Raw genomic sequence first — 26,758 nt, 5'->3', positions numbered from 1 at the left:
GCATGCAGCGTTACGAGGAACTGCGCATCCGGGTCCGTGGAGTGGGGCCGGGCCGCTATCTGGTGCTCGCCAACGGACCCGTCTCGGCCGCCGACATCGTCGAGATCGGGGACGAGCCGGCCGCGTACCGGGCCAGGTTCGAGCAGCTGATCTCAGCGGAGATGGGCGAAGCGCCGTACGGGAACGAGCCGGTGACCTCCCGGCTTCGCGACCTCGGCCGCGACGTCTTCGGGCTGCTCTTCGGGCCCGCCCTCACCGGGGCACTCGCCGGCTCGTACGAACAGGTCCAGCAGGAAAGGCCGCCGAGCGGACTGCGGCTGCGCTTCGACCTGCCCCCGGAGCTGCGGCAGCTGCCCATCGAGACGCTGACGGCTCCCGCCGCACTGCCCTACCAGTCCATGGGCCTCAACTTCCTCTTCTCCCTCGCCCGTACGCTGCACGGACCGCAGCCCGGGCAGCGGCTGCCCGACCCGCTGGAGGAGCCCGCGCACATCAGGCTCCTCGCGGCCGTCGCCTCGCCGTCGGGCGAGGGGCTCGGCCCCGTTCAGTACGGGCCCGAACTGGAGGCGCTCGGGCAGCGGCTGCCCGAAGTCGCCGTCCAGCTCGATGTGTTGAAGAAGACCACGCGCCGCGGCCTGGAGGAGGCACTCGCCGAGCAGCCCGACCGGCCGACGATCCTCCTGCTGATCGCGCACGGCACGTACGACACCGTGCGCAGCGAGGGCTGCGTCTATCTGGAGTCCGAGGACGGCACCGCCGACCGCATCCCCGGGCACCTGCTCAGCGGGATGCTCGTACGGGCGCCCCATCTGCGCCTGGTCGTCCTCAACCTCTGCTCAGGAGCGGGTAGTTCACCGACCGAGCCGTACTCCGGGCTCGCCCAGGCCCTCGTCGGAAGCGGGATGCCCGCGGTGGTGGCGATGCACGGCGCGGTCTCCGACGGGGCATCCGCCGCGTTCAGCCCGGCCCTGCTGCAGGCGGTGTGCACCAACCGTACGATCGACGAGGCCGTCGGCACCGCACGCCGGTCCATCGCCGAACTGCCCGGGCACACGGCCATCGAGTGGACGACTCCCGTGCTGTTCGTGCACGAGGCGTACCGGCACGGCTGGCTCTTCAAGGCGCGCGAGATCAGGGACGACCCGGAGTCGGGGCCCGACCCGTTGAGCGAGGGCGCGGCGGCGCTGCGCGCGTACAAGGAGAAACCGGGCAATGTGAGCCCGGAGGACATCATGGCCGCCGCACGATTCCTGCGGGACGCCGGCGACTGGGACCGGGTGCGGCGGATGACGCAGCACCAGTTCCGGAAATTCGCCACGGAACGGGGCGCGCTGGGGGACGAGGCGGCGGTCGAGCTGGCCTGGCCCGACATCGAGGCGCTCTGCGCGACGCTCGCCACCGAACAGGATGCGAGCGGTCAACTGGCCCTGGTGAGTGCCGCCTTGAGGGGCAGGGCGCATGCCGGTCTCGCCGAGTGCCTGTCGGCGGAAGTGGCGGCGGCCGTCCGGCTCGCCGGCCTCCTCGGCGAGGCGCGGCAGGCGGAGGAGTCCGGCGACTGGGAAGAGGCGCTCCGCTGCTGCACCGAGGTGCTCGCCGCGCGTCCCGCCGGATTCCGCGACGCCGCCGGGTCCAGGGACGCCGCGGCGGAGGAAGTCGACCTGGCCGGCTGCTGGGCGGCCGCCGACCTGGCCCGCACGGAAGGCCGCTGGTCCATGGCCGCCGACGGGTACGCCCTGCTCCTGGCCCGCCGCCCCGCCGGATACCGCGACGCCGCGGCTCTGGCCGCGTACTGCACGGGCCGCAGCGCCGAGGAGGAAGGGCGCTGGGCCGAGGCGGTGCAGTCGTACGACGCCTGTACGGGCCACCTCGACACGGCGGCCCGCGCCGCCTGTGCACGGGGCCGGGCCGCGGTGGAGACGGGCCAATGGGCGCTGGCCCAGGGCGAGTTCGTACAGGCACCGGACGACGCGGAGGCCCGGCGCTGGCGCCGTTACTGCGAGGGGCGCGTGGCGGAGGACGAGGGGCGGTGGGCGGCGGCGGTGGACGTCTTCGGCGAGGACCCGGAGTTCAGGGACAGCGCCGCACGCGCGCTGTCGGCGCGTGCCCAGGCCGCGGTCGGGGCGGAGGCATGGCTGAAGGCGCTGGGGGCGCTGGAGGAGTTGCGGGCCCTGGGCGAGGACGTGGGGGCACGGCTCGCCGACGTACAGGCAGCGGTGTTCGCGCAGGCGGAAGCGGCGGAGGAGAGGGGCGCCTGGCAGGAGGCGGCGGAGCTGTACGCGGCGCTGCCCGGCGGGGAGGGCGCCGGTCCGTGGCCGGACGCGAGGGCGCGCTGCCGGTACGCGAAGGGCCGCATCGCGCAGGACGCGGAGGAGTGGGAGCAGGCCGCCGAGTTCTACGGCGCCATCGTGCAACCAGGGACGCGCGCGCAGGAGCGGTCCAGTGCGGAGGGTGCGGGTGCGGACGGTGCGGACGGCGAGTCCGGGGTGCCCGTCTACCGGGACTCCGTCGCGCGACTGCACTACGTCCTCGGGCGCGCCTGCGAGACCCGGGAGCAATGGGCGGACGCCGCCTCGCACTTCGCGCTCGTGCCCACCCATACCTTCGACTGCTCCGACCGGCTCCTCTACACCCGCGGCCGCGCCGCCGACACCGCCGACGACTGGGACGGTGTCATCGACGGCTTCGGGCGGCTGCCCGACACCCACCGGGGCGGCGACGTCGGGGCGCGGCGGCACTTCGCCCGCGCCCGGCTCGCCGAGCGGCAGGGGGAGTGGGGGGCCGTTCTCAGCCATCTCGCCGGGACGGCCGACGACGCCCGCGACGGACTGATCGGGCTGCTGCGGCGCAAGGCCGGCGGGCGGCTGGCCGAGCAGGCGGGCGACTGGGCCGCCGCGCTGGGCCTGTACTCGGCGGCCGAGGAGACCGACGAGGAGCTCGCACGCCTGCGCGAGTACGCCCGAGGCCGCGCCCACGAGGGCCGCGGCGGCTGGACCGAGGCGCTCGCCGCCTACGCCGGACTGCCCGACGCCTACGAGGACGTGGAGGTCAGGAGCGACTACGTACGCGCCAGGCTCGCCGAGCCCGACAGCTCCGACCCCGAAGGCTGGCGCAGCGCGAACGAGGCCTACGGGCTGCTCCCCGCCGAGTTCGAGGACGTCGCCCAGCGCGCCGCCTACGCCCGCATCCGCCTCGCCGACGCGGAGGGCGACTGGCACTGCGTCGCCCTGATCGCGGGCGAGTTGGGGGCTTACCGCGACGCCGGCGCCCTCGGCGACTACGCCATCGCACGGCTCGCCGAGGCCGCGGGCGACTGGCAGGAGGCGGTCGACGCCTACGGCCGCTGCGCGGGCCGCCGCGACGCCAACGGCCGCCGGGCCTACGCGCGCGGCCGCGCCCTGGACGCCGCAGGCCAGTGGAGCGCCGCGATCGAGGCGTACGGTCCCGCACTGGGCGTCGTCGAGCACGCCGAAGCGCGCTGGCTGCGGCTGCGCCGCCTCATGGACGTACTGCCGTGGGCGGACGGCCTGGCCGGCGAGGTCCTGGTGGCCGACCGGTGCACGCTGCGCGACGAGACCTTCCCCTATCAGGCGCTGCGCAGCGCGGGGATCACCCCGGGATCGCCGTCCGAGAAGGTCAAGGACGCCACGTACACGCTCATGGAACAGGGCGCCATGTCCTGGCAGGCGCGCGTGGCCTGGGACCGGCTGCGCATCCCCGCGCAGCGCATGCAGCTGGACGCCCTGCTCTATCGGGTACGCCAACCACGCGCCCTGCGCGACGAGTTGAGCCGTATCCAGCCCGGCGACCCGGCCGAGCTCCTGGACGACCTGTGCCACAAGCTCCCCGACGACGCCCCGCTCCTGGTCTGCCTGGCCAGGGACCGCGAGGAGGCCGTCGGGCTGTGGGAGGAGCGGCTGCGGACCGCGCCCGACGACATGGACACCCTGCACGCCCTGACCGTGGCCCGCTACTGGGAGGCACAGGAGCTGGAGGAGAGCGGGGCATGGGAACACGCCGCCGTCTCCTGGGAGTTCGCACTCGCCTACGCGGCCGCCCTGATCAGCGCCGACGGGTACTGGGTGCGCTGGCTCAAGGCGCGCGCCGCCTGCTACCGCCAGGCCGTGGCCCCCGAGGACGCGGGCGCGCTCCGCTGGGAGCTCGGACGCCACTTCGCCGGGCGCATGGCCGCGTACTGTGCCGCTCACGCGGCGGCCGGCCGCACCCCGCTGGTGCGCGCGTACCAGGGCCTGACCGCCACCCTGGAGATCGAACTCGACAGCGCGGGCGCACTGAGAGAGGTCGGCGGGCTGCCCCTCCACGACGGGGCGGGCGGCGGCGACACGCTCGCCGCGGGGCCCGGATATCTCCGCATGATGGGCCTCGAAGGTGAACTGGCCCACTTCGTCGCCGACTTGGACGCCGCGGGCCAGCAGGGCGGACAGCAGGGGACGGGCGTCGGCGAGCAGGCCCTGCGCGATCTGCGCTGCGCCTTCTCCGAACTCGCCCCCGCCTTCACCGCCTTCGGACGCGAGCGCTTCGAGCAGGCGAACACCCTGCTGCCCGAAGGGGCCTCGCTCCGGGACCTCCCGCCGGAGTGCCCCGGCGGACACACCGCATCCGCCGCTGAGGCGGAAGGCTGCCCGGGCTGCGCGGCGTTCCTGAAGAACAACCCCGCCTACGCGGCCCTCACCGGACGCCGCACCCGCCTCGTCCAGGACACCGTCGACCTCGCGGTCCGCGCCCACCTCGTCCTCGCCCGCACCGCGCTGGCCCACGGCGAACAAGGTCTGCCGCGCGCCAAGGAGGAGTGGGCGGCCGCCATCCGCGTCTCGGTCCGCGCCGCGGTCGCCGCCCGCACCAAGAAGGCGATCCTGCGCATGGTCCTGGGCCGCGCCGAGGTGCTGGCCGAGGAGAGCGGCGAGCGGATGGGCGACTGCCTGGACGAGGCCGTCATCCTGGTGGAAAGCGCCATTCCGCTGCTGCGGCCCCTCGGCAACAACGACCGGGGCAGGCTGGAGGCCAAACTCTCCGACCTGCTCTCCTTCCGGGGTGTCTGGCGCGGCTACACCCGGGCGGACTACGGCCTGCCCCGTGACCACCACGGCTCCGAGGACGACCTGAGGCGCTCGCTGGTGCTCAACCCCGAGTCCGTACGCGCCCGCAACAATCTCGTACGGGGCCTGATCTTCGGGCGGGCCACCCGCATTCCCCGCGAGCACCGGGCCGAGCGGCTCTCGGTGCTCAGGGAAGCGCTCGGGCTGCTCGACGAGGGGCTCGAGCGCGTACCGACGTACGCACGCTACTGGGACACCCTCGGCGAGATCCTCGAAGACCTGGAGGCCCCCCTGCTGTCGCGGCTCAGCCCCAGGGAGCTGGGGGAACAGATCGCCAGGGCGCGCGAGGAGACCGAGCGCGCGCGGGGCAACCCACGCTCCAGGGCGGGGGAGTTGGCCGCCGAGGCGGCCAGCAGGCAGGTGGCCGGTGACCTCCCGGGCGCACTGCACTGCCTGGTGCGCGCCACCCGTATCGACCGAACCAACGCGACCGTCAGACACGACCTGATGGGCGTCATCGACGCACTGCTGACCTCGTACGGCACGGAAGAGGGGGAGAGCGCACTGTGATCAAGGACCCGGGGACCGCCTGGAACGGACCGTTCCCCTACGACGTACTGGCCGCGGTCGGCGTGACACCCGAGACGACCCAGCGCGATCTGCAGAAGGACATCTCCTTCGAGCTGATGCTCCAGGGACTGATGACCCCCGAGGCGCAGACGGCATGGCACGAACTGCGCACACCCGACAGCCGCCTCCTGATGGACGTGCTGATGTACGACGTGGACCCGGCGGCCTCGATCGCGGCGGAGCTCGCGGAGACCGAGGCGGCGCTGGAGGACCCGGGTGTGCCCGAGGAGGCCGCACAGTGCCTGGCGCTGCCGCCCCTGCGTGAACTGTCCGGGCTGGTCGAGGAGTTGGACGGAGTCGCCCTGGCCGTCCCGGACCCACCCGACCTGCCCGCCTGCGCCGACCCGCTGCCACCGGAGCTCCCGCACGAGCTCATCCGCTTCGACCGCTGACCCGCCCAGCCGACCCACCCAGGAGCATCGAGATGAACCAGAACCGCCCGCCCGGTGGTGGCCTGGAGGACCTGCTGGCCCTGCAGTTCCAGGACCAGCTGGCCGAACAGGACGAGCAGACCCAAGGGCTCCTCAAGGCGATCGTCGACGTCGTCGACGCGTTCGGCAGGCTGCTCGCCGAAGGCCAGGGCGAGAACATCCGGCTCATCGACCAGCAGCTCAAGAAGGCCGTCCTGGAACAGGGCGTCGAGCTGATCGGCATACCCGGAGAGAGCGCCGAACCCGGCACCCACCTCGTCACGGAGGTACGGACGGGAACGGGCCGCCCGGACGAGGAAGTCGTCGAAGTACTGCAGCAGGGCTACCGGTTCAGGGGCCGGGTGCTGCGCCCCGCCACCGTGATCGTCGCGACCCAGGAGGAAGCACGTTGAAGGCCATCGGAATCGACCTCGGCACCACCAACAGCGTCGTCACCCGCTACAACGAGGTCCGCGGCACCGCCTCGGTCCTCGCCAACGCGGAGAGCGAGACCCTGACTCCCTCGGTCGTCGGCATGCGCGAGCGCGACGGCAGCCAGAAGCTCCTCGTCGGCCGCAACGCCGTCAACTTCGCCGCCCGCAACCCCACGGACACCGTCGTCTCCGTGAAACGGCTGATGGGCCGCGACTACGCGCACGAGACCGTGGCGCAGGCCCGCGACCGTCTCACGTACGAGATCGTGCCCGGCGCCGATGACGACCCGCGCGCCCATGTCGTCATCGCCGGCAAGCACTACACGCCCGCCGAGGTCTCCAGCATCATCCTGGACAAGCTGCGCCGCGACGCCGCCCGCGCGCTCGGCGAGGACGTCACCCACGCGGTGATCACCGTGCCCGCCTACTTCCTCGACGCCCAGCGTGCCGCGACGCGTGAGGCGGGCACTCAGGCCGGGCTCACCGTCAAGAAGATCATCGACGAGCCGACCGCGGCCGCTGTCGCCTTCGGCCTCGAACTCAACGACCAGGAGCGCCGCCGGGTCCTCGTCTACGACCTGGGCGGCGGCACCTTCGACATCTCCATCCTGCACATGGCCAAGGACAAGGACGGCCGCGGCCACTTCCAGGTGCTCTCCTTCACCGGGGACAGCTGGCTGGGCGGCGACGACTTCGACCATGTCATCGTCGACCGCATCATCGACTGGGTGAAGGCCGACTCGGGCGTCGACCCGACCGGCGACAAGAAGTTCCTCTTCGTCGCCCGCGCCAAGGCCGAGGAGGCCAAACGCCAGCTCAGCCAGCTCGACGACGCGGACATCGTGATCCCCGCCGCGTACCGGATGCCCGAGGGCGGCGGCCTCGGCGACGTCGACATGGTGATCACCCGTGACGAGTACGAGGGCATGATCCAGCCCCTGGTGGACCGCACCATGCGCCTGGTCCAGCAGGCGCTCGCCGACCAGAACCTCAGCCCCGAGGACATCTCCGACGTGCTGCTCGTCGGCGGCTCCACGCTCACGCCCAAGGTGTACGAAACCGTCGAGTCCTACTTCGGCGCCGCCAAGGTCCGCCGCGACGTCAACCCCATGGAGTGCGTGGCGCTCGGCGCCGGCATCCTGGCGGGCACCATGCACGGGGTGGAGTGCCCGGGCTGCGCCCGCGCCAACGAGGAGGACGCCGACGTCTGCGAAGGCTGCCACCAGTCGCTCACCGGCGCCCGTACCCTCGACGCACCGAAGATCTATGAGGTGACCGGCATGGCGCTGGGCATCGGGGCGGTCAGGGGCGCCCAGCAGGACGCCTTCGCCGAGATCATCCCGCGCGGCACGCCCTATCCGCTGCCCGAGCCCATGAAGCGGGCCTTCAACACCACGGACGGGCGGCGCATCCGCGTACCCGTCTACGAGGGCGACTCCACCGTGGCGAGCAAGAACGCCGAACAGGGCGTCATCGAGTACGAGTTGCCGCAGCAGATCGACGTCAACACCCGCGTCGACGTCTCCTTCAACTACGACGCCGACCGCATCGTCACCGTGCGCATCAGCGTCCCCGGCACCCACATGGTCAAGGAGATGACGCTGCGCACCGACACCCCGCGCACCCCGTCCCCGGCCGCCCAGGCGTACGCCGAGGAGTCCATCGAGTGGCGCCAGCAGCTCACCGCGACCGCCGCCGAGACGCACAGGTTCCTGGAGACGCACGGCGAGTTCATCGACCCCGCGCAGACCCTCACCGTCCGCCGCCACCTCGAACAGGCCGAGCGCGCCCTGCACTTCTCCGACGACGCGGAGTGCCAGCGGATGGCGAACGTCCTGCGCAAGGACCTGTACGGCTCGGGGGTCGCCTCGCAGTTCCTGCTCGCCGAGCGGGCCACCGCGGGCGCACCGCCCGAGACGGCACGCCAGCTCAACAACGCGGTCGCCGACGTCAGGCGCTCGTACCAGGCGGGCAACAGTGAACTCGTGGGCGAGCAGACGCGGTTGCTGCGGACCCTGATCGCCCAGGCGTTCACCGAGCGCGATGTGGCCGAGGTCGACGACGCGGTCGACTTCGACGGCCTGCTCCGTATCGACGAATAAGACCAGCGATCAGCGATCAGCGACGAGCGCAGAACGAAGAACGAGAGGGAGGGGCCCTGTGCCTGAGGTGAGTCTCGGAGTGGACTTCGGCGGTACCGCCCTGCGGGCTGCCTACGCTCCGCCGAACGAGCAGGCCAGGGCCGTCGTGCTGCCGCGCGAGCTCTGGCCGTGGCCGGCCTGCGAGATCAACAGGGGCGGACAGATCCCAGTGGGATTCCCCAGCGTCAAGGACCTCCTGGGCGACGCGCGGGCCCCGCAGGCCGAGGTGCGTGCGCGGGTGGTGTCCGGGCTGCGGGCGCTGCGCGAGGCCGTCGAGAAGGAGACGTCGTGCACGGTGGGGCCGACCGCCGTCGCCGTGCCCGCACGGTACGGATCGGCCGCCCGCACCGAACTGCGCGACGCGGCCAGGGAGGCGGGGCTGACCCAGGTCAGACTGGTCAGCGACTCGGTGGCGGCGGTGATCGGGCATACGGCGGGGAACGGCAGCGGCACCGTTCTCGTGCTCTCCATGGGGTACGGAGGGTACGAGGCGGGCCTGGTCCGCGCCGTACGAGGCCACTTCAGGGCGCTGGGTTACGAGGGGGCGATCGCACCGGGCGGCGCCTTCTTCGACACCTGCCTGGTGACGGGCGTACTCAAAACCCTCCAGCAGGACGGCGGTTGGGAGCACGAGGACACCGCCGACCTCCGCGAGGAGGACTGGCTGCACCTGCGCGAGTCGATGGAACGCCTCAAGGAGGGCAACGCGGACCGGGCCGAACTACGGCTCGGGGACGGCGTGTCGGGCCAGATCGGCTTCGACCCGGCCGAGCTCGCCGGGGCGCTGCTCGGACAGGCCAGGATCGCGGTGGACCACGCCGCCGCGCTCATCGACCAGTCGGGCCTTTCCCCGTCCGACGTGGACACCGTGCTCCTGGTCGGCGGATCCACCAGGATCGGGGGCTTCGCCGAGGCGGCGGCTCGCCTGGGCGGCGAGCTCGCCGTGGCGCCCCCCGAGCTGCTCGCGCACGGCGCGCTGCGGTACGCACAGCGGCCCAGCGGCGACCAGGACGACGCCGCGGCCACCGTGTCGTCGGGCGACACCGGGGCGACGGCCGGCCTCGCCGAACTCCCGCTGCCCGACGCCCAGGTGCTGGACGTGCCCGTACGCGTGCCCGGCATCCGCCAGGCGCGCCGGCTCCTCGACGAGGGCAGGCCCCAGGAGGCCAGGCTGCTGCTGCGGCGCATCATCGACGACGCTCAGCGCCTGCTCGCCGAGATCCCCGGGCCGGACCCGGAACCGGCACCGGCACCGGCACCGGCACCGGCACCGGACGCAGTGGTGGCGCCCCCGCAATCCACCGGAACGGCCGCCGACTGGTTCGCGCTCGCCCAGGAGTTCCTGGGGAAGCAGCAGTTCGAGCAGGCGGTGCAGGCCGCGCACCGGGCCTGGCAGACGCAGCCCGACGAACCCGACGTCTTCGAAGCCATGATCAGGGTCCACTGCGACGCCGCGATGGCCGCCCCCGGTGCCGAGCAGTTCGCGGACGCCCGCCGCTGGCTGCTTTGCGCGCACGCCCACGACCCCAGCAACGACGCCCTGCGCGACACCATGGTGGGGCACAGCTACGCCCACGCCAGGGAGCTCGCCGCGCAGGGCCACGCGCCCGAGGCGGCCGCGGTCCTGCGCCAGTGCCTGCAGTGGGAGCCCGAGCACCCCCAGGTCCAGGAACTGCTCAACCAGCTGACCAGACGGCCGGGTTCCACGCCCGTACGGCGCAGAAGGTGAGGAACCCCCGCCGCCAGGGGGCGCCCCCCCCTAGACCCGCCCCCGTACCGCAGGAGCCGTGGAGTGCGGCAGCAGGTCCACCGGGTGCTCGGGCAGCACCACCTCCACCTCCACACCTTCGACGAAGCGGTACGGGCGGTGGGCGAGCACCTCCGCGAAGTGGCGGCGCACCCGCGACATCTCCGCCCGTACGGTCACGGTGCGCGTCGTGTCGCCGAAGAGGTCACCGGCGAGTTCGGCGGCGGTCCGGCCCCCCGGGTGCAGGGTCAGTACGTACAACAGCTCGGCGTGGCGCGGCGAGAGCTCATGGGTCCAGCTGCCCGCGGCGCCCGAGACGGTCACCGTGGAGCGGCGCGGCGCCGTCAGGTCGAGGACGACCCGGTCCGTCACCCCCCGCGTGTCCTCGTCGATCCGGATCAGCCAGCCGCCCGGCAGCGGCTCCACCGCGCACATGCCCAGCGACGGCAGCCATCTGCGGCCTGCCGCAAAGGACTTGGGGAGCGGAAGCCGGTCGGGCGGCGCCATCCCGGTCACGGCCGCGAGCCACCCGTGCGTATCGACGGCCAGCGCACGCCCGCCCACCCCGCAGAGCACCGGGGCGGCCACCGACCGCAGCCGCTCGATGGAGACGTGATGGCGGTTGCGGAGTTCGGAGACGGCCAGCTGCGCCACCGAGTCGACCAGCGCGAGGGTGGCGGGGTGGAAGGTGGAGTCGGGGCCGCTGATGTCGATGATGCCCAGGAGCCGGCCGTCGCGCGGATCGTGGACGGGGGCGGCCGCGCAGGTCCAGTTGTGGAGCGTACGGACGAAGTGCTCGGCGGAGTGGACCTGCACGGGCCGTGCGGCCGCCAGGGCCGTGCCGATCGCATTGGTCCCCGTGGTGCCCTCGCTCCAGGCGGCGCCCTCCTCAAGGCAGATGCCGTTGGCCCGGCGGATCACGGCCTGATTGCCGTCGCGCCAGAGCACCCGGCCCTCCTCGTCGGTCACCACCATGACCTGCATGGAGGCGTCCGCGATCGAGACGAGCCCTTCGCTCAGGGAGGGCATCAGCTCCCCGAGCACGGTGGCTCTGCGACGGTGCTCGAGCTCGGCCGTCTGCAGGAGCACGCTGCTGGTGGACTGGTCGGGGCTCAGCCCGATGCGGATCATCCGCTGCCAGGACGCGTCGATGACGGGCCGCGGCGAGGCGGCACCGGTCGTCACCCCGGAGAGGGCGGCTTCGTGCAGGGCGTGCAGTAGGCGGGCAGTTTCGGCGCTGTGCTGTGCGTTGAGACGACCGAGGTCTAGGGGTCTCGTCTTCACTGGAACTCCCGGAAAAACTATGGCTGTGCACCGGCTGTGACGCCGTCAATCCACATGGTGCATCTCCCGGGACCCCGGTGTCCGGGAGTCCACAGAACCTCTGCAACCTTCTGCAACCCTCGCGACAAGGCGTGCGGTTGTACGAAAGTGAGGGCATCAGCCGGGGGTGGTGCCGTGTCGGCGCAGCACCCACCCCGGCTGTTTTTCGTTTTCACGGCCGCGCACTCACGTGTCGATACGCACCCTGGCCCGGTCCACGATCCCGCCCAGATCCAGGGTGTGCGGCAGCGTGCCGAAGGCCGCACCCCTGTCCCCGCCGAGCCGCGACGCGCAGAACGCGTCCGCGACGGCCGGCGGCGCCCACCGCACGAGGAGCGACCCCTGCAACACCAGCGCCATGCGCTCCACCAGCCGCCTGGCCCGCGCCTCGATGCCGTCCAGATCCGCCAGTTCGGTCAGCAGGCCCTTGATCGCCCCGTCCAGACGGTGGTCGGCGCCGCGCGCCTTGCCGACCTCCTGGAGGAAGGCGTTCAGCGCCTGCGGCTCGCGCTGCAGCGCCCGCAGCACGTCCAGGGCCTGTACGTTCCCCGAGCCCTCCCAGATCGAGTTGAGGGGCGACTCGCGCAGCAGCCGCGGCATCCCCGACTCCTCGACGTAGCCGTTGCCGCCCAGGCACTCCAGGGCCTCCGCCGCAACGGGCGTACAGCGCTTGGTGGTCCAGTACTTTGCCGCGGGCACCGCGAGCCGCAGAAAAGCCCGCTCCTCGTCCGTGTCCGTGTCGTACGCGGAGGCGAGCCGGAGCGCCAGGGTCGTCGCGGCCTCCGACTCCAGGGCCAGGTCCGCCAGAACGTTGCGCATCAGCGGCTTGTCGATCAGCTCCCCGCCGAAGGCCGAGCGGTGGGCGGCATGGTGGGTGGCCTGGGCGACGGCCTGGCGCATCAGCGAGGCCGCCCCGATCGTGCAGTCGAGCCGGGTGGCGGCGACCATTTCGATGATGGTGCGCACCCCCCGCCCCTCCTCGCCCACGCGCCTCGCCAGCGTCCCGTCGAACTCGACCTCGCTCGACGCGTTGGACCGGTTGCCCAGCTTGTCCTTGAGCCGCTGGATGGCGAAGACGTTCCGCGTCCCGTCCGGCAGCACCCGCTCCACCAGAAAACAGGTCAGCCCGCCAGGAGCCTGCGCGAGAACGAGAAAGCCGTCGCACATCGGCGCCGAACAGAACCACTTGTGCCCGGTGAGCAGATACTCACCGTCCGCGGCCAGCGGCACCGCGCTCGTCGTATTGGCCCGGACGTCGCTCCCGCCCTGCTTCTCCGTCATCCCCATCCCGAACAGCGCCCCCGGCTTGAGCGACGCGGGCCGCAGCTCCTGTTCGTAGAGATGCGACGTCAGCCGGGGCTCCCACTCGGCGGCGAGCACCGGGTCGGTCCGCAGCGCGGGCACCGCCGCATGCGTCATCGACACCGGACACCCGTGCCCCGCCTCCGCCTGCGTCCACACCAGGAATCCGGCCGCCCGGCGCACATGCCCGCCGGGCCGCCCCCAGGCGTCCGTCAGACCGGACGAAACGGCCTTTCCGAGCAATCGGTGCCAGGACGGATGGAATTCGACCTCGTCGATCCGGTGGCCGTACCGGTCATGGGTCTTGAGTTTCGGAGGATTCTCATTGGCCTGGAACCCCCATTCCCTGGCCTGCGCGGACCCCGCCGTGCGGCCGAGTGCGGCCAGCTCCTCCCGTGCCCCGTCCAGGAGTTCAGGGGCGGTGTGCCGGTCGACGGCCTCGGTGAGAGCGAGGTCGGATGAGAAGACGTCGTACCCGACCAGGGGCGGAGGCTGATTGGTCACGGTGTGGGTGGTGGCTGCCATGCCGCTACGGTAAGGAGGTGCAGGCAGCAAAGGAAACAGGTGAGCGGCAACCAGGCAGCCGACTCCACCGGGCGCGCGTTCTCTACAACAACGTCTCCAAGCGACAGACGGCCTGGCTCCTTCTCAAGGACATCGTCAACTCGTGCATGGAGTACCGCATCCTCGGGCTCGCGGCGGAGGCGGCGTTCTTCACGCTGCTCTCGCTGCCGCCGCTGCTGCTCTCCCTGATCGCGCTGCTCGGCTATGTCGACGGCTGGACCAACACCGACACCGTCGCCAGCATCGAGACGAACATCCTGCACGCGGCGTCCACGGTCCTCTCCGACCGCGGTGTCCACGACTTCGCCAAGCCGCTCCTCGAAGACGTCACGCACGGCAAACGCCCCGACCTCGTCTCGATCAGCTTCGCGTTCGCCCTCTGGTCGGGCTCCCGCGCGGTGAACGTCTTCATCGACACGATCACGGTCATGTACGGCCTGGACGGCAAGCGCGGCATCGTCATGACCCGCCTCCTGTCGATCCTGCTGTACGTCGTCGCCCTGCTGATCGGCGCCGTCCTGCTGCCCCTCGCGGTGGTGGGCCCCGACCGGGTGGTGCAACTCCTGCCCTGGGGCACGGAGGTCATCTCGGTCCTGTACTGGCCGCTGATGATCCTGCTCTCGATCGCCTTCCTGACGACGCTCTACCACGTGTCCGTCCCCGTACGCTCCCCATGGATCGAGGACGTGCCGGGCGCGCTGGTGGCGCTGGGCATGTGGCTCGTGGGCAGCCTGCTGCTGCGCGTCTACCTCACGAGCCAGGTCGAGGGCCCGACCATCTACGGCTCCCTGGCGGCGCCCATCGCCGTGCTCCTGTGGATCGGCATCTCGGCGTTCGCGGTCCTGGTGGGCGCGGCGGTGAACGCGGCGATCGACCGCGTCTGGCCGGCGGCGGCCACGTCGGCGGCACGCGCCGTGAACGAACGACTGCGGGCGGCGGAGGCGGCGGCGCTGGTGGCACGCTTCCCGGTCGACCCCAGGCGCTACCCCGTCGCGGGCGTCGACGAGGACGGCGGCGATGACGAGGACGACGACGGCAGCGCGGACATGCCGTCGGAGTTCCCGGAGCGCTGGTCGCGGTTCCTGCCGCCCACCGATCTGACGTCGCGGCTGCGGGGAACCGGGCGCGACAAGGAACAGAAGCCGTAGGGCTGTCAGCGGGTTCGCGTACGCTCGCAGGCATGTACAGCGAGCGCCCCTCGCATCTGGACGGGGCCGTCCTCTGGTCCCGGACGCCGGGCCGCGCGGGCCCGGAGTATCCCGTGCTGCCCGACGGCTGTATGGATCTGCTCTGGACCGAGGGCAGGCTCTTCGTCGCGGGCCCCGACACCCGGGCCCACGCACCGAGCGGCATCCCGGGCCGGATCGCCGGAGTGCGCTTCGCGCCCGGCACGGGACCCGGCTTCCTGGGCGTGCCCGCGTATGAACTCCGCGACCGGCGCGTCGCATTGGCCGAGCTCTGGCCCGCCGCCCACACCCGCCGCCTCACCGAGCGCGTCGACGCCTCCCCGGACCCCGCCGCCGCCCTGGAGGCCGTGGCCCTGCGCCGGGCCGCGGAAGCCGGCCCTCCGGAGCCGCTGCTGCGGGCGGTCGTCGCGCACCTCTCCGCGGGACGTCCGGTGAATGCCACCGCCGATGCCGTCGGACTCGGGCCCCGTCAGCTGCACCGGCGCGCGCTGCACGCGTTCGGGTACGGACCCAAGACCCTCGCCCGCATCCTGCGCCTCCAGCGCGCGCTGGCCCTCGCCGCCGACGGCATGCCGTACGCCGAGGTCGCTCTCGCGGCGGGGTGCACCGACCAGGCGCACCTCGCGCGCGAGATGCGGGACCTGGCCGGCATGACCCTCAGCGGCTATGCCGCACTGGCCGCGAACAGCGACACCTCGCCGCCGTCAGGGTCGGCAACCGTCGCATAGCGCTGTCCCCAGACGGCGTCCCACGGCTTGAGGTGACCGCGATAACCCGCCCCGACCAGGGCCTCGTACACCTCGTCCACCTCACGTGGGCTGCCGCAGAGGAAGGCAAGACCGACCCGTCCCGCCCCGGTCGCCGGCGGCTGCCACGCGGGGTCGAAGGAGCGCAGCGTCTCCTCGGTGTCCCAGAGCACGCGCAGCCCGTTCGGCAGAGTCGCCTCGACGTGGGGCTGTGCGTCCGAATCGGCCGGGATGTCGATCCCGAGCCGCCGGTAGAAGGCGAGCGAGGCAGCCATGTCGCTGGTCACGATGCCGATGGCGTCAAGTTGTGGAGTCATGCCGGAAACGTAAGGGGAACGTCGCCGCCCGGTCTTGTACGAAACGGACATCGCCCCTAGAGAGAAGGGTGGGCCGGTTCCCCGAACCGGCAAGGAGATGATCGGCATGACGTCCGTATCAGCACCCACCGAGCGCCCCGAGAGCCCCGTCAGGCTCGAAGCCCGCAGCGAGCACGCGCTTTCCCGCTGGCTCTGGCTGGTGAAGTGGCTCCTGGCGATTCCGCACTACATCGTGATGGCTCTCCTGGGCATCGCCTTCTTCCTCGTGACGGTGGTGGCCTTCTTCGCGATCCTGTTCACCACCCGCTACCCGCGCGCCCTCTTCGACTTCAACGTCGGCGTGCTCCGCTGGGGCTGGCGGGTCTCCTACTACTCCTACGGCACCCTGGGCACCGACCGCTATCCGCCCTTCACACTGGCCGACGTACCCGACTACCCGGCCCACCTGGAGATCGCCTACCCCGAACAGCCGCTCTCCCGGGGCCTGGTCCTCGTGAAGTGGTGGCTGCTGGCCATCCCGCAGTACATCCTGGTCTCGATGCTCGCGGGCGGCTCCTACCTGTCCGGCTCGGGCGGCCTCGCCGCCGCCCTGACCTTCTTCGCCGGCATCTCCCTGCTCTTCACGGGCCGCTACCCGCGCGGGATGTACGACCTGAACATCGGCGTGCACCGGTGGGCGGCACGGGTCGCCGCGTACGCCTTCCTGATGACGGACACCTATCCGCCCTTCCGCCTGGACCAGGGGGAGAGCGAAAGCTGACCGTTCCCTTCACTCCACCCTGAGCAGCCAGCCGCGCCCGGGCTCCACCGGGACCGGCTCGCCCGCGGCGAAGTGCCGCTCCGGCTGGAAGCCCGCGATCTCCGGTGCGTACGCGGCGACCGGGTCGCCCGAACCGTCCGTCAGCACGGCCTCGGTGGGCCCCTCCGCCCACGAGGCGATCGCGGTGACCGCCAGGCCCGGACCCCGCCAGCTGGTCGCGAGCACATCGTCGCGGCCGGTACGGACCGGCAGGTCCTCCGCCCACCAGCCCGTCATCTCGGCCTGGACCAGGCCCAGCTGGTCGAACGCCTGCCAGAGCGGGCGCACATCGGTCATCGGGGCGCGCGCCGTCATCCCGAAGACCAGCCCGCGCCACGGGTTGCCGCCGCCCTCCAGCATCTCGCCCATCAGGCCGAAGGGGATGCCGGAGATCTCCACCAGCCAGTACGCCGGGTCCGTGCCCTCGTAGTCGAAGAGCTCGCCCAGCCAGAGCCGGTCGGTGTACGGCATCAGCTCGGCGTAGAGGTTGGCGCTGGAGGCGAAGCCGTCGGCCTCCCGGTACTGGTTGCAGGAGTGCAGGTCGATCAGAGGCGCCGTGTCGCCCGCTGCGGCGAGGACCTTCCGGACGCGCTTCATCGTCGTACGGTCGAAAGCCACGTCGTCGAGGTAGAGGCCGTCGACCCCCACGTGGCGGCGCAGCCGGCCGACCGCGCACACATAGGAGTTGTGCCAGCGCGAGTCGCCCGAGGTGACGACGGCGACGTCGCCGATGTCGGGCGCCACCCAGCCGGGCACATAGCCGTCCCCGAGGTGCTCGCGCAGCCAGGCGTGGCCGCCGCCGGGGCCCGGTGCGATCACCTCGTCGCCGAGCGAGGCGAGGACCGGCAACTCCGGTGTCCGGCGGGTCAGTTCGCGCACCGTGTCGTAGACCTTCACGCGGATGCCCTCACGGTGGGCGTCCTCGGTGTAGGCGCGGAGCGCGTCCGCCGCCAGGAGGGGGTCGTTGATGTACGGGTTCGGCGGCGTCGCATGGTGCAGATTGACGACATTGGCGCCGTACGCGGCGATCTCGGCCGGGTCGGCGTACGCGTGGAAATAGCGCTCGGCGAGCTGGCGGCCCGGCTCGATGGGCTTGAACGGGGTGAGCAGCAGGCGCAGTTCGAAGCAGCGGCTCTCGCCGGCCGCCAGGTGGAGCGTGCCGCTGTACGCGGTGAGGGTGCGGGCCCCGTCCGCCGTGCGCAGCCGGATCCCGCCGTCGCCGTCGCCCGCCCAGGAGCGCGGGGTGAGCAGGGGTTTCTCGCGGTAGTAGTTGGTGTTGAGCGGGCGCGCGTAGTGCTCGTCGCGCAGCGAGAGCTGTACGCCGGCGGACGGCCCGCCGAGCCACAGCGCGTCCTGGTTGTGGACGGCGGTCCGCCAGCTCCAGTCGTAGCTCTCGGGGCAGACCTGGCCGCGCAGGCCGAGCCCCATCGCGAAGGGCGTGGCTTCGGCGCGGACCGGGACGTCCAGGGTCACGTCGAGCTCGGTGTCGGCCGGTGCCTCCACGGTGGTGCGGATCCGCAGGAAGCCGTCGGCCTCCAACTCGCCCTCGGTACGCAGCCGCAGGCCGTCCCCGGTGGCCTCGGTGTGCCAGCGGGCGCGGGCCGGCCCTGCGAGGTCGACGGTGAGCGGGCCGTAGGCGAGCGGACGGCCCACGGTGAAGGTGACGGGGGAGGCGAGCAGCGGGCGGGGCGGGCCGTCGGCACGGGTCACGCCGGAGGTGAAGGCGGAGGTGATGCCGGCGGGCAGGCCGTCGGCGCCGAGCTCCACCGTCCGTCCCAGGATGGCGAGTTGACGGCCGCGGACCTCGACCGGAGTGAACGGCGGTACGACCTCGTCGTCCTGGCCCAGCGTGGAATCCAGCCAGCGCAGCCGGGCCAGACGCGCCGGATCGCCCGCGCCGTGCTCCTCGACGGCGTCCTCGCCGACACTGATCAGCACCGGCAGGGTCCGCTCCGGCGCGCCGTCGGCCCGGACCGCGATCTCGCCCTCGTACGCCCCGGGAACGGCGTCCGTCGGGACGTCGATTCCGAACCAGAGCGAGCGCAGCCGCCCCTCGGGGATCGCGATGTCCTTCTCGAAGATCTCGCCGCGGGCGTCGGTGCCGCCCTGGGTGAGGACGCGGACCGGGAACGGCAGCCCGCGGATCTCGGCACGCACCCCGGTCAGCGGGCGTACGGCGTGGACCCCGGTCTGCAGGGCGTAGAACTCCCCGCGGCAGGCGGTCCCCTTGAAGGGTGCGAACGGGCCGGTGAGCGCCCAGCGTGCGGGGATGTACGCGGCCGGGGCCAGCGGATGGGCGCGGTCCTCGGCGAAGAGCAGGAAGGGCTCGCCGTGGTGGGCGGCGGTGAGGGCGGCCGTCTCGGCGGCGGTGGCGGCGAAGCCGAGCGGGGCGAAGGAGTCGACGGCGCTCGCCGCCTCGTAGCGGAAGGCCTCCGCCCGGGGCAGCGCCTGCCAGGCTTCGGGGGCGCGCAGGCCGCAGCGCTGCACCCAGGCGGGGTGGGCGGTGGACGTGGGGCGGCGGTACTCGGACTGCGGGTAGTGCGGGTTGCCGGTGTGCGCGTACGGCAGATAGTGCACGGCGTATGCGCCCGGCCCCTCCACGGGTTCGAAGACGATGCGGCCACGGTCTGCGGTCGCTTCGGTGCGTACGACATTGCGTATCCGGCGGCCCGAGGGGGCGAGGACGACCAGGTCGACCGCTTCGGGGTGGGGGTCGTGGCGTCTCCAGGGCAGTTCGGCCGCCACCGCGGGGGCGGCGGCGATGACCCGTACGAGAATGCGATGGTTTCCGTAGACGTCGTTGTCCCAGGCTGCGATCCCGCAGTCGAGTTCGGGGTGGCCGGTCTCACCCATGTGTTGTCCGCTCCCTCAAGGGCGCTATTTATTAGGTAAGTTTCGCAATCGCTCCGGCTCACCCTCCGGTGGGCCCCGGACGACTGTCAAGGGGTGCACATGGATCAGAAGCGGACGCTGAGCGGCGACCCGTCGCTGCTGCGCAGGCTCAACACGGCTGCCGCACTGGGTGTGCTGCGCGAACACGAGGAACTCACCGCACCCGAACTCGCCGCCATGATCGGAGTCTCCAGACCCACCGCGCACGACGTGCTGCTCCAACTCCTGGGACAGGGGCGGGTGGTGGAACTCCGCTCCGGAGGCGAGGGACCGCGGGCCGGCGCCGGAAGGCCTGCCCGGCGCTTCCGCTTCCATGCCGAGGCGGGACATGTGGTCGGCGTGGACATCGGTGCGCACAAGGTGCTCGTGCACGTCGCCGACCTGCGCGGCAGGACGGTTGCCGCGCACCGGGTGGTGGTCACACCGGACCTGACCGCGGCCCGCAGGCTGCGCGCCGTACGGGACGCGGTGGCGGCCTGCCTGGAGCGGTCGCCGGACGCGAGGCCGCTGGCCATGGGCATCGGGACGTCCGGCATGGTGGACCCCTCCGGGCGGGTCACCCTCTCCACGGTGCTCCCCGGCTGGACCGGGCTCGACCTGACCCGGGAGCTGGCCGGATGCGCCCCGGGGCCCGTACTCGTGGGCAACGACATCCAGTTGGCGACGCTCGCCGAATTCACCGGGGGAGCGGCGACCGGTGTCCGCGACGGCATCTACCTCTACGTGGGCAATCGCCCGGGAATCGGTCTCTGGCTCCGCGGCCAGCTGCACCGGGGTCATCACGCCGCGGCGGGCGAGCTGCTGCCCTTCAAGCCGTGGGCCGACGCCTACCAGCGGTTGATGGACTGGTCGGCGGGTCACCAGGGCGCGGAGGCGCCGACCCGTGACAGCGCGGTGCGCGCCGTCGTCGCGGCAGCCGATGCGGGCGACGGCGGTGCGCGGTACGCGCTGCGGGCCTTCGCCGAAGGGCTCGCGGACTGCCTGCTCACCCATGTCGCCGTCCTCGATCCCGAGTTGGTCGTCCTGGGCGGCGGGGTCTCCCGCGCGGGAGGGGTGCTGCGCGAGCCACTGGCCACACAGCTGGACGCCAACTGCCGTCGCCCGCCCGAGGTACGTACCTCCACGCTCGGCGAGGAATCGACCGTAACCGGGGCGGTTCGGATGGCACTGGAGTACTTGGAACAGACCGCTCACGCCTGAACTCGCCCGCCGTGGACCGGGGGTTGACGGGTTCTGTCGCTGCGCCCATGATGTGGCCACCTAATTAGGGAAGTTGCTTTTCTAATCTCCCGTGCCACGGTCCAGGAGCAGCGCTTGATATCCCTCAAAACCGAGCGGCGCCCGGAATCCACGCCCGCCGCGAGCGAGAACCGCAGGCCCACGGCCCGCACACAGGACCGGAACGGCCGGGCCCTCATCGTCCGCGCCCCGCTGGGCCGCAGACTGCGCAACAACTGGGTGATGCTCGCCCTGATGGCCCCGGGCGTGCTGTTCTTCCTGGTGTTCTTCTACGTGCCGATGCTCGGCAACATCGTCGCGTTCGAGGACTACCAGCCGTTCATCGGCTTCAAGGACAGCGCGCTGGTCGGCTTCGCCAACTTCCAGGAGCTCTTCGCCGACGCGGCGTTCTGGGAGGCCGTACGCAACACCCTCCTCTTCGCGGCCCTCCAGCTGGTCCTGTACTTCCCCGCCCCGCTCGCCCTCGCCCTGCTGGTCAACAGCCTGGTCGGGAGCAAGGTCAGACGGTTCGTCCAGAGCATCGTCTACCTCCCGCACTTCATCTCCTGGGTGCTGGTGGTCGCGCTCTTCCAGCAGGTCCTGGGCGGCGCGGGACTGCTCAACAACTTCCTGCGCGCCCACGGCATGGACCCGCTCGACATCATGACCAACCCGCACGCCTTCCCCCTCCTCATCACCGCCCAGGTGATCTGGAAGGACATCGGCTGGGGCATGATCATCTACCTGGCGGCGCTCGCCAATGTCGACCAGTCCCTGTACGAGGCGGCGGCCGTCGACGGTGCCAACCGCTGGCGCCGGATGTGGCACGTGACGCTGCCCGCCGTCCGCAGCGTCACGATCATGCTCCTGGTGCTGCGCCTCGGCGACGTCCTCTCGGTCGGCTTCGAGCAGTTCCTGCTCCAGCGCGACGCGGTCGGCCCCCGGGCCGCCGAAGTCCTCGACACCTACGTCTACTACCACGGAGTCGTGTACGGCGACTGGAGCATCGGCGCCGCCGCCGGCCTGATCAAGGGCGTCATCGGCGCGCTGATGATCTGGGGCGCCAACCGCCTCGCCCACGCCTTCGGAGAGCAGGGGGTCTACAGCAAATGAGCCTCATCACCCGCCCCCGCGCGAGCCTCACGGTCCAACGCGGCCGCCGCAGCAGCGCCAAGGATCAGCGCCCGGCCTGGGAAGAACCCCCCAGCAGGCTCGGCTCCGGCGCCAAGGCGGTCGTCATCACGGTCCTCGTCATCGTGATGATGCTCCCCTTCGTCACGGTCCTCTCCACCTCGCTGGCCTCCCGCAAGGAGATCAACGCGGCAGGCGGCTTCGTCCTCTTCCCGACGGAGCCCACCTTCCAGGCGTACTCGACGATCCTCTCCGGCGGCATCGTCACCCGCGCCGTACTCGTCAGCCTGGCGATCACCATCACCGGCACGCTGCTCTCGCTCCTCACGACGATCACCCTCGCGTACGCACTGAGCAAACGCGGGGTCCCCGGCAGCAAGCCGATCCTGCTGATGGTGCTCTTCACCCTGCTCTTCGCACCCGGCATGATCCCGATGTACGTGCTGGTCAAGGAGCTCGGACTGCTCGACTCCTACTGGGCGTTGATCCTCCCGGGCCTGGTCAACGCCTTCAATCTGGTCGTCATGCGGGCGTTCTTCATGAACATCCCCGAGGAGCTCTACCAGGCCGCCCGCATCGACGGCGCGGGCGACTGGCGCATCCTCACCCGGATCGTGCTGCCGCTCTCCAAGGGCGTCATCGCGGTGGTCGGCCTCTTCTACGCGGTCACGTACTGGAACGCCTTCTTCAACGCGATGCTCTATCTCAACGACACCGGCAAGTGGCCGATCCAGCTCGTGCTCCGTACGTACGTGGTGCAGAGCAAGCAGCTCAACGCCGACCAGCTGGGCATCGCGCACATGCCGCCCCAGCAGTCGATCTCGATGGCGGTCGTCATGCTCGCGCTGCTGCCGATCCTCGCGCTGTACCCCTTCCTCCAGAAGTACTTCACCAAGGGCGTGCTCACCGGCGCCATCAAGGGCTGACCCCTCCCTTTCCTCCTGCCTCCCCTCCCTCCCCGTGGAGTCCTCCGATGCCTGGAATGTCCCGACGCTCCTTCCTGAACCTGTCGACCGCTGTGGCGGCCGGCGCGGTCGCCACCCCGCTGCTGACCGCCTGCGGCAGCAAGGCGAACCAGAAGACCGAGGCCGCGTCCTCGAAGGTCAAGCTCCCGACGTACGTCCCCTTCGACAAGGTCAAGCCGGACCTGGCGCCCAACGCGCAGGGTTTGTCGGCGGGCTTCCTCACGTACCCCAAGAGCCTGGTGCAGAGCGTCGCGAAGAAGCCGGGCGACGGCTCGAAGGTCACCGTCCTCACCGAGATGTGGACGGCCCCGCCCAAGCCGAAGGGCTCCAACGCGTACTGGGACGCGCTCAGCAAGGAGATGGGCATCGAGCTCAACGCGATCCTCGGCTCGGACCCCGGCTACCCCGACAAGTTCTCCGCCACGATCGCCGCCAACGACCTGCCCGACCTGATGTGGATCCCGCCGAACCAGGGCATCCAGCACGTGGCTCAGCTCCTGGAAGCCAAGTGCGCGGACCTCACGGAGCTGCTGTCGGGCGACGCGGTCAAGGCGTACCCCAACCTCGCCAACATGCAGCCGGCGCACTGGAAGACGGCCGTGGTGAACGGCAAGATCTGGGGCGCCCCGAGCCCGTACCCGGCCTTCGGCCAGGTCTACGGCGGGAATCCGCGGGTCTGGGGGAAGGCGGACGGCTTCTCGGCGACGAGCCCGGAGGAGTTCCTGTCCAAGTGCAAGGAGGTGACGGGCGGCAAGACCTGGGCGCTGGAGCCGATCTACGTCAACGCGGTGAGCGTACTGAGCCAGTGCTTCGGCGCCCCGAACAGGTGGCTGCAGAACAAGGACGGTTCGCTGACCTTCTGGATGGAGACGGACGAGTACGCGGAGGCGCTCAACTTCGCCATCAAGCTGAAGAAGGCCGGAGTGTTCTACCCGGGCGACCCGGAGATGGCGGACGCGTACATCAAGATGGCCCAGGGGACCATCGGCGCCTGCGTGCATGCGAATCCCAAGGGTGCGCGTGCCGATATCCGGGCCATCGACCCGGAACTCGCGATCGAGATACTCATCCCGTTCAGTGCGGGCGGCAAGGCCCCGAAGCACGCCCGCCACCTCGGAACCATCGGGTACACGGCGGTCAAGAAGGGCAGCCCGGAGCGCGTGAAGATGCTCCTGGAGGTACTGAACTACCTGGCGGCGCCCTTCGGCACGAAGGAGCGTGAATTCCTCCAATTCGGCGCCAAGGACGAGGACTTCACCTACGACGCCAACGGCTACCCGAAGTACACGAAGACCGGCAAGGCGGAAGTGGAGGGCCTGCACAGCGGCCTCGCCACCGCGACCACCGCACCGGCAGCGCTCATCGCCTCGGACTTCCAGGGAGAGGCGCAGGCCCAGGACGTCCGTGACATCTACGCGGTGGAGCAGAAGCTCGTCCCGATGATCGCCCTGAACCCGACCGTCGGCTTCTACTCGGACGGCTACACCGAGCACTATCCGAAGATGTCGACCGACGCCAACGACCTGGTCAACGACATCGTCGCCGGCCGCAAGAACATCAGCGAGTGGAAGTCCTTCTGGTCGGACTGGAAGTCCAAGGGCCTGGACCAGATGCGCCACGAGTACGAGAAGGCCATCGCCGCGGGCTCCTGACCTTCACGCGGCGCCACCCGTTCTCAGCGTGAGGGATACGCGTTCTCTGGACATGTCGACGTCGAGGATCTGGGCCGTGACTTCCTGACCGACGGCAACGATGTCGGTCGGGAAGTCGACGTGCTGCCAAGACAGTTCGGGAAGATTGATCATCGCGGTGAATCCGCCGATGTCCACGAGCGTGACGCTAGTTCCGATCGCCACCACCGTGCCCGTGCGGATCTGCCCCCGGCGCAAGGTCTTGATGAAGGCCCAGTCCCGGTCGCTCTGGGCGGGTTCTGTCCTCCAACGGGCGCGCAGCACACCGTCGTTGTCGGGCAGGACCGCGGTGAGGAGGGGGGGCGGTCATCGACATTCATGGACATCACGGCTGCGGCGCGCGCGCCGGAGATCACAGCGGTCAGCTCCGCGTACTGGGTGTCGTCGACGACCACGCCGCCGATGTGCCCGTTCTCGTCCTCCCAGACGAATTCGACGAGGTCGTCGGGCGGGAGGCTGTCGAGCACGGCCGGAACATCGGGGGAGAGGTCCGGCCAGACGGTGAGCCGGGCGCGGGGTGCCAGTTGGGCGCGTACGGCGTCGATGCTGTCGTGCGTCAGGCGGTGCCAGCGTGACGCGTTGCTGACGTATCCCTCTTCGAGGAGGAGAGCGCGGCCTGCGCAGAGATACCGGACCCGCGCCCAGAAGTCGTCATCGGCGGGCCGCTGTTCGCCGTCGTCGTCGTCCTCCGTGTCGTACGGCGAGGCGTCGATCCGTTCGGGAAACAGACCCAGGGCGCGGATCTCGTCCAGCGCTTCCGTACTGGGCCGGGTACTGCTGACGTACACGTACTGGTCCCACCCGACATGGACGTCGAAGAGGCCCTCTGCCTCCAATACGCAGAACGCGGAGCCGTACCCCTCGACGGCGGGCTCCAGGCCGAAGTGGACGAAGCCGGCCACGCCCGGTTCGCGCACGGTCAGGCTGCTGACACCGGTCGCGGTGGCGAGCGCTGCCACGGCCTGCAGATAGGCGGCCTCCACCGGCCCGTGATCGCTGACCGAGTCCTCGGTACCGGTGTACGCCCCGTGCCCGTCGCGGTCGGCCGGATCCTACTTGGCGACCTGGTAGACGTACGGGAGCGCAGGCGCCCCGCCGACATGATCGCTCATGCCGACGAGAGTACGTGTGAAGCCGCCCCCGGACGGCTGCTAGCGTCCGCAGGTGTGAACGACAGGGTGTATGTGGGCAATGCGGGCAAGGATGCGGCACTGGACCGGGGGTGGATCCTCGGGCACTTCAAGGACTCCGGCGATCCCCGCCACAGCGAGGACGTGGAGATCAAGTGGGGTGTCCACCCGGTCGGCGACGAGCGGGCGCAATGGGTCCGCGGTGAGGAGCGGACCGCTCTTCTCGTACTCATCAGCGGGCGGTTCCGCGTCGAAATCCCTGGCCGCAGTGTGCTGTTGGAGCAGCAGGGCGATTACGTGGTCTGGGGCCACGGCGTCGATCACTCCTGGTTCGCCGAGGAGGAGTCGGTGGTGCTGACGGTGCGGTGGCCCTCCGTTCCCGGCTATGCGGTGCCGGAGTCAGGGAGCCGCGTCGCCGAGAGGTAGATCCGCCGGGTACGGATCTCGTCGGCGTACGCCTCGCGGACGGTGATGTCGTCGACTCGGAAGGCTGCGTCCTCGGCCGCGCTATGGAGCTCCCACTCGGTGAACTCGGCCCAGTAGACACGGAGTTCGGTGCCCAGCGGATCGTCCACCACGCCGTCGCCGGTGCCTTCCTTCGCCACGATCAGGAGTTGGCCTCCCGGGCGGATCGCCGCGGACCAGGCGGCCAGCGTGGCGGGGAGTTCGCTCTTGGGCCGGTCGTGGAGCGAGTAGTACGAGACCAGCCCGTCGAGCAGAACCCCCGGCGCGGCGGCCCGCCCGACATCCTGCTGGTCCCTCACCTCGAACCGGCAACCCGGCTTCTCGCGGCGGGCCAACTCGACGCAGCGCGGCGACAGATCGATGCCCAGCACGTCGAGCCCGTGCCCGGCCAGCATCGCCGTCACCTGGCCGCAGGGGCCGCAGCCGGCGTCGCAGACTCTGCCGCCGGCGCCGACCCGCCCGGCGAACTCCGCCAGGACCGCCTGGTCGAAGGGTTTGCTGTCCCATTCGTGCCGGAAGAGGCGGAGGTAGAGGTCGGCGCGCGCGTCCCAGCTCCGTACGACATCAGGAGCGCTGCCGGGCTCCGGCGCAGGGCCGTTCAGGCTGCCCATG

Annotated in this window: 20 protein-coding genes; 13 read left to right on the top strand and 7 right to left on the bottom strand. The window is 71.2% G+C overall.

Annotated features, from left to right (window positions below):
• The first annotated feature begins 2 nt into the window (after positions 1–2).
• From AB0H78_RS07775 to AB0H78_RS07755, 5 genes are read left to right on the top strand one after another with little or no spacing between them, the layout of a single operon-like run.
• Positions 3–5,624: a CHAT domain-containing protein gene (locus tag AB0H78_RS07775; protein WP_363233365.1), complete on the top strand. Its 5,622-nt coding sequence runs from the start codon at positions 3–5 to the stop codon at positions 5,622–5,624.
• Positions 5,621–6,076, top strand: coding sequence for a hypothetical protein (locus tag AB0H78_RS07770; protein WP_363233364.1), 456 nt, complete (start codon positions 5,621–5,623; stop codon positions 6,074–6,076). The genes AB0H78_RS07775 and AB0H78_RS07770 overlap by 4 nt, the downstream gene beginning before the upstream one ends.
• A gap of 32 nt (positions 6,077–6,108) precedes the next feature.
• Entirely contained in the window at positions 6,109–6,507 is a 399-nt protein-coding gene (gene grpE / locus AB0H78_RS07765; RefSeq protein WP_363233363.1) for a nucleotide exchange factor GrpE, read from the top strand.
• The gene (locus AB0H78_RS07760) at positions 6,504–8,630 is read left to right on the top strand and encodes an Hsp70 family protein (protein WP_363233362.1); all 2,127 of its coding nucleotides are present in this window, start codon (positions 6,504–6,506) and stop codon (positions 8,628–8,630) included. Before grpE ends, AB0H78_RS07760 begins: the two co-directional genes overlap by 4 nt.
• Positions 8,631–8,688: 58 nt before the next feature.
• Complete coding sequence (locus AB0H78_RS07755; protein WP_363233361.1) at positions 8,689–10,398, top strand: Hsp70 family protein; 1,710 nt, start codon at positions 8,689–8,691, stop codon at positions 10,396–10,398.
• Positions 10,399–10,428: 30 nt separating this feature from the next.
• Here AB0H78_RS07755 and AB0H78_RS07750 read toward each other — a convergent pair whose 3' ends face one another.
• Entirely contained in the window at positions 10,429–11,700 is a 1,272-nt protein-coding gene (locus AB0H78_RS07750) for a GAF domain-containing protein (RefSeq protein WP_363233360.1), read from the bottom strand.
• A gap of 225 nt (positions 11,701–11,925) precedes the next feature.
• On the bottom strand, positions 11,926–13,566 hold the full coding sequence (locus AB0H78_RS07745; protein WP_363233359.1) for an acyl-CoA dehydrogenase family protein: 1,641 nt from the start codon (positions 13,564–13,566) through the stop codon (positions 11,926–11,928).
• Between the two features lie 17 nt (positions 13,567–13,583).
• On the opposite strand from AB0H78_RS07745, the gene AB0H78_RS07740 reads away from it, so the two are divergent.
• Positions 13,584–14,753, top strand: coding sequence for a YihY/virulence factor BrkB family protein (locus AB0H78_RS07740; RefSeq protein ID WP_363233358.1), 1,170 nt, complete (start codon positions 13,584–13,586; stop codon positions 14,751–14,753).
• A 32-nt stretch (positions 14,754–14,785) separates the two neighbouring features.
• Positions 14,786–15,520, top strand: coding sequence for an AraC family transcriptional regulator (locus AB0H78_RS07735; RefSeq protein WP_363233357.1), 735 nt, complete (start codon positions 14,786–14,788; stop codon positions 15,518–15,520).
• Here the strand turns inward: AB0H78_RS07735 and AB0H78_RS07730 are convergent.
• Positions 15,457–15,906 (bottom strand): VOC family protein, encoded by a 450-nt coding sequence (locus tag AB0H78_RS07730; RefSeq protein ID WP_363233356.1) that lies wholly within the window; start codon positions 15,904–15,906, stop codon positions 15,457–15,459. The two genes, AB0H78_RS07735 and AB0H78_RS07730, sit on opposite strands and share 64 nt — an antisense overlap.
• Positions 15,907–15,961: 55 nt before the next feature.
• Between AB0H78_RS07730 and AB0H78_RS07725 the strand changes: the two genes are divergently transcribed.
• Positions 15,962–16,615, top strand: coding sequence for a DUF4389 domain-containing protein (locus AB0H78_RS07725; RefSeq protein ID WP_363233355.1), 654 nt, complete (start codon positions 15,962–15,964; stop codon positions 16,613–16,615).
• A gap of 9 nt (positions 16,616–16,624) precedes the next feature.
• Here AB0H78_RS07725 and AB0H78_RS07720 read toward each other — a convergent pair whose 3' ends face one another.
• Entirely contained in the window at positions 16,625–19,507 is a 2,883-nt protein-coding gene (locus tag AB0H78_RS07720) for a glycoside hydrolase domain-containing protein (protein WP_363233354.1), read from the bottom strand.
• A 99-nt stretch (positions 19,508–19,606) separates the two neighbouring features.
• Here AB0H78_RS07720 and AB0H78_RS07715 point away from each other — a divergent pair, with 99 nt between their 5' ends.
• From AB0H78_RS07715 to AB0H78_RS07700, 4 genes are all read left to right on the top strand, one after another.
• Positions 19,607–20,746 (top strand): ROK family protein, encoded by a 1,140-nt coding sequence (locus tag AB0H78_RS07715; RefSeq protein ID WP_363233353.1) that lies wholly within the window; start codon positions 19,607–19,609, stop codon positions 20,744–20,746.
• A gap of 216 nt (positions 20,747–20,962) precedes the next feature.
• Positions 20,963–21,877, top strand: a complete 915-nt coding sequence (locus AB0H78_RS07710; protein WP_363233443.1) for an ABC transporter permease subunit — start codon at positions 20,963–20,965, stop codon at positions 21,875–21,877.
• Positions 21,874–22,821: a carbohydrate ABC transporter permease gene (locus tag AB0H78_RS07705; protein WP_363233352.1), complete on the top strand. Its 948-nt coding sequence runs from the start codon at positions 21,874–21,876 to the stop codon at positions 22,819–22,821. Before AB0H78_RS07710 ends, AB0H78_RS07705 begins: the two co-directional genes overlap by 4 nt.
• A 56-nt stretch (positions 22,822–22,877) precedes the next feature.
• A complete protein-coding gene (locus AB0H78_RS07700) occupies positions 22,878–24,512 on the top strand; it encodes an extracellular solute-binding protein (protein WP_363233351.1) in 1,635 nt (544 codons plus the stop codon).
• 3 nt (positions 24,513–24,515) lie between these two features.
• Here AB0H78_RS07700 and AB0H78_RS07695 read toward each other — a convergent pair whose 3' ends face one another.
• Both AB0H78_RS07695 and AB0H78_RS07690 read right to left on the bottom strand, forming a co-directional pair.
• Positions 24,516–24,689 (bottom strand): S1 RNA-binding domain-containing protein, encoded by a 174-nt coding sequence (locus AB0H78_RS07695; protein WP_363233350.1) that lies wholly within the window; start codon positions 24,687–24,689, stop codon positions 24,516–24,518.
• Positions 24,662–25,534, bottom strand: coding sequence for an RNA-binding protein (locus AB0H78_RS07690; RefSeq protein ID WP_363233349.1), 873 nt, complete (start codon positions 25,532–25,534; stop codon positions 24,662–24,664). The genes AB0H78_RS07695 and AB0H78_RS07690 overlap by 28 nt, the downstream gene beginning before the upstream one ends.
• A gap of 183 nt (positions 25,535–25,717) precedes the next feature.
• Between AB0H78_RS07690 and AB0H78_RS07685 the strand changes: the two genes are divergently transcribed.
• Complete coding sequence (locus tag AB0H78_RS07685) at positions 25,718–26,107, top strand: signal peptidase I (protein ID WP_363233348.1); 390 nt, start codon at positions 25,718–25,720, stop codon at positions 26,105–26,107.
• Here AB0H78_RS07685 and AB0H78_RS07680 read toward each other — a convergent pair.
• Complete coding sequence (locus tag AB0H78_RS07680) at positions 26,065–26,757, bottom strand: class I SAM-dependent methyltransferase (RefSeq protein WP_363233347.1); 693 nt, start codon at positions 26,755–26,757, stop codon at positions 26,065–26,067. The genes AB0H78_RS07685 and AB0H78_RS07680 overlap by 43 nt on opposite strands.
• Between the last annotated feature and the right edge of the window lies 1 nt (position 26,758).

The organism is Streptomyces sp. NPDC050738 (assembly GCF_040654175.1).
GTDB lineage: Bacteria > Actinomycetota > Actinomycetes > Streptomycetales > Streptomycetaceae > Streptomyces.
The sequence above is the reverse complement of the archived record's forward strand: the minus strand, read 5'-3'. Positions and strand labels throughout refer to the sequence as shown.

Excerpts from the sequence above, each read along its gene's own strand:
- AB0H78_RS07745 (WP_363233359.1), bottom strand. The coding sequence starts at position 13,566 with ATGGCAGCCACCACCCACACCGTGACCAATCAGCCTCCGCCCCTGGTC.
- AB0H78_RS07735 (WP_363233357.1), top strand. The coding sequence starts at position 14,786 with ATGTACAGCGAGCGCCCCTCGCATCTGGACGGGGCCGTCCTCTGGTCC.
- AB0H78_RS07720 (WP_363233354.1), bottom strand. The coding sequence starts at position 19,507 with ATGGGTGAGACCGGCCACCCCGAACTCGACTGCGGGATCGCAGCCTGG.
- AB0H78_RS07775 (WP_363233365.1), top strand. The coding sequence starts at position 3 with ATGCAGCGTTACGAGGAACTGCGCATCCGGGTCCGTGGAGTGGGGCCG.
- AB0H78_RS07725 (WP_363233355.1), top strand. The coding sequence starts at position 15,962 with ATGACGTCCGTATCAGCACCCACCGAGCGCCCCGAGAGCCCCGTCAGG.
- AB0H78_RS07680 (WP_363233347.1), bottom strand. The coding sequence starts at position 26,757 with ATGGGCAGCCTGAACGGCCCTGCGCCGGAGCCCGGCAGCGCTCCTGAT.
- AB0H78_RS07700 (WP_363233351.1), top strand. The coding sequence starts at position 22,878 with ATGTCCCGACGCTCCTTCCTGAACCTGTCGACCGCTGTGGCGGCCGGC.
- AB0H78_RS07730 (WP_363233356.1), bottom strand. The coding sequence starts at position 15,906 with ATGTCCGTTTCGTACAAGACCGGGCGGCGACGTTCCCCTTACGTTTCC.
- AB0H78_RS07705 (WP_363233352.1), top strand. The coding sequence starts at position 21,874 with ATGAGCCTCATCACCCGCCCCCGCGCGAGCCTCACGGTCCAACGCGGC.
- AB0H78_RS07715 (WP_363233353.1), top strand. The coding sequence starts at position 19,607 with ATGGATCAGAAGCGGACGCTGAGCGGCGACCCGTCGCTGCTGCGCAGG.
- grpE (WP_363233363.1), top strand. The coding sequence starts at position 6,109 with ATGAACCAGAACCGCCCGCCCGGTGGTGGCCTGGAGGACCTGCTGGCC.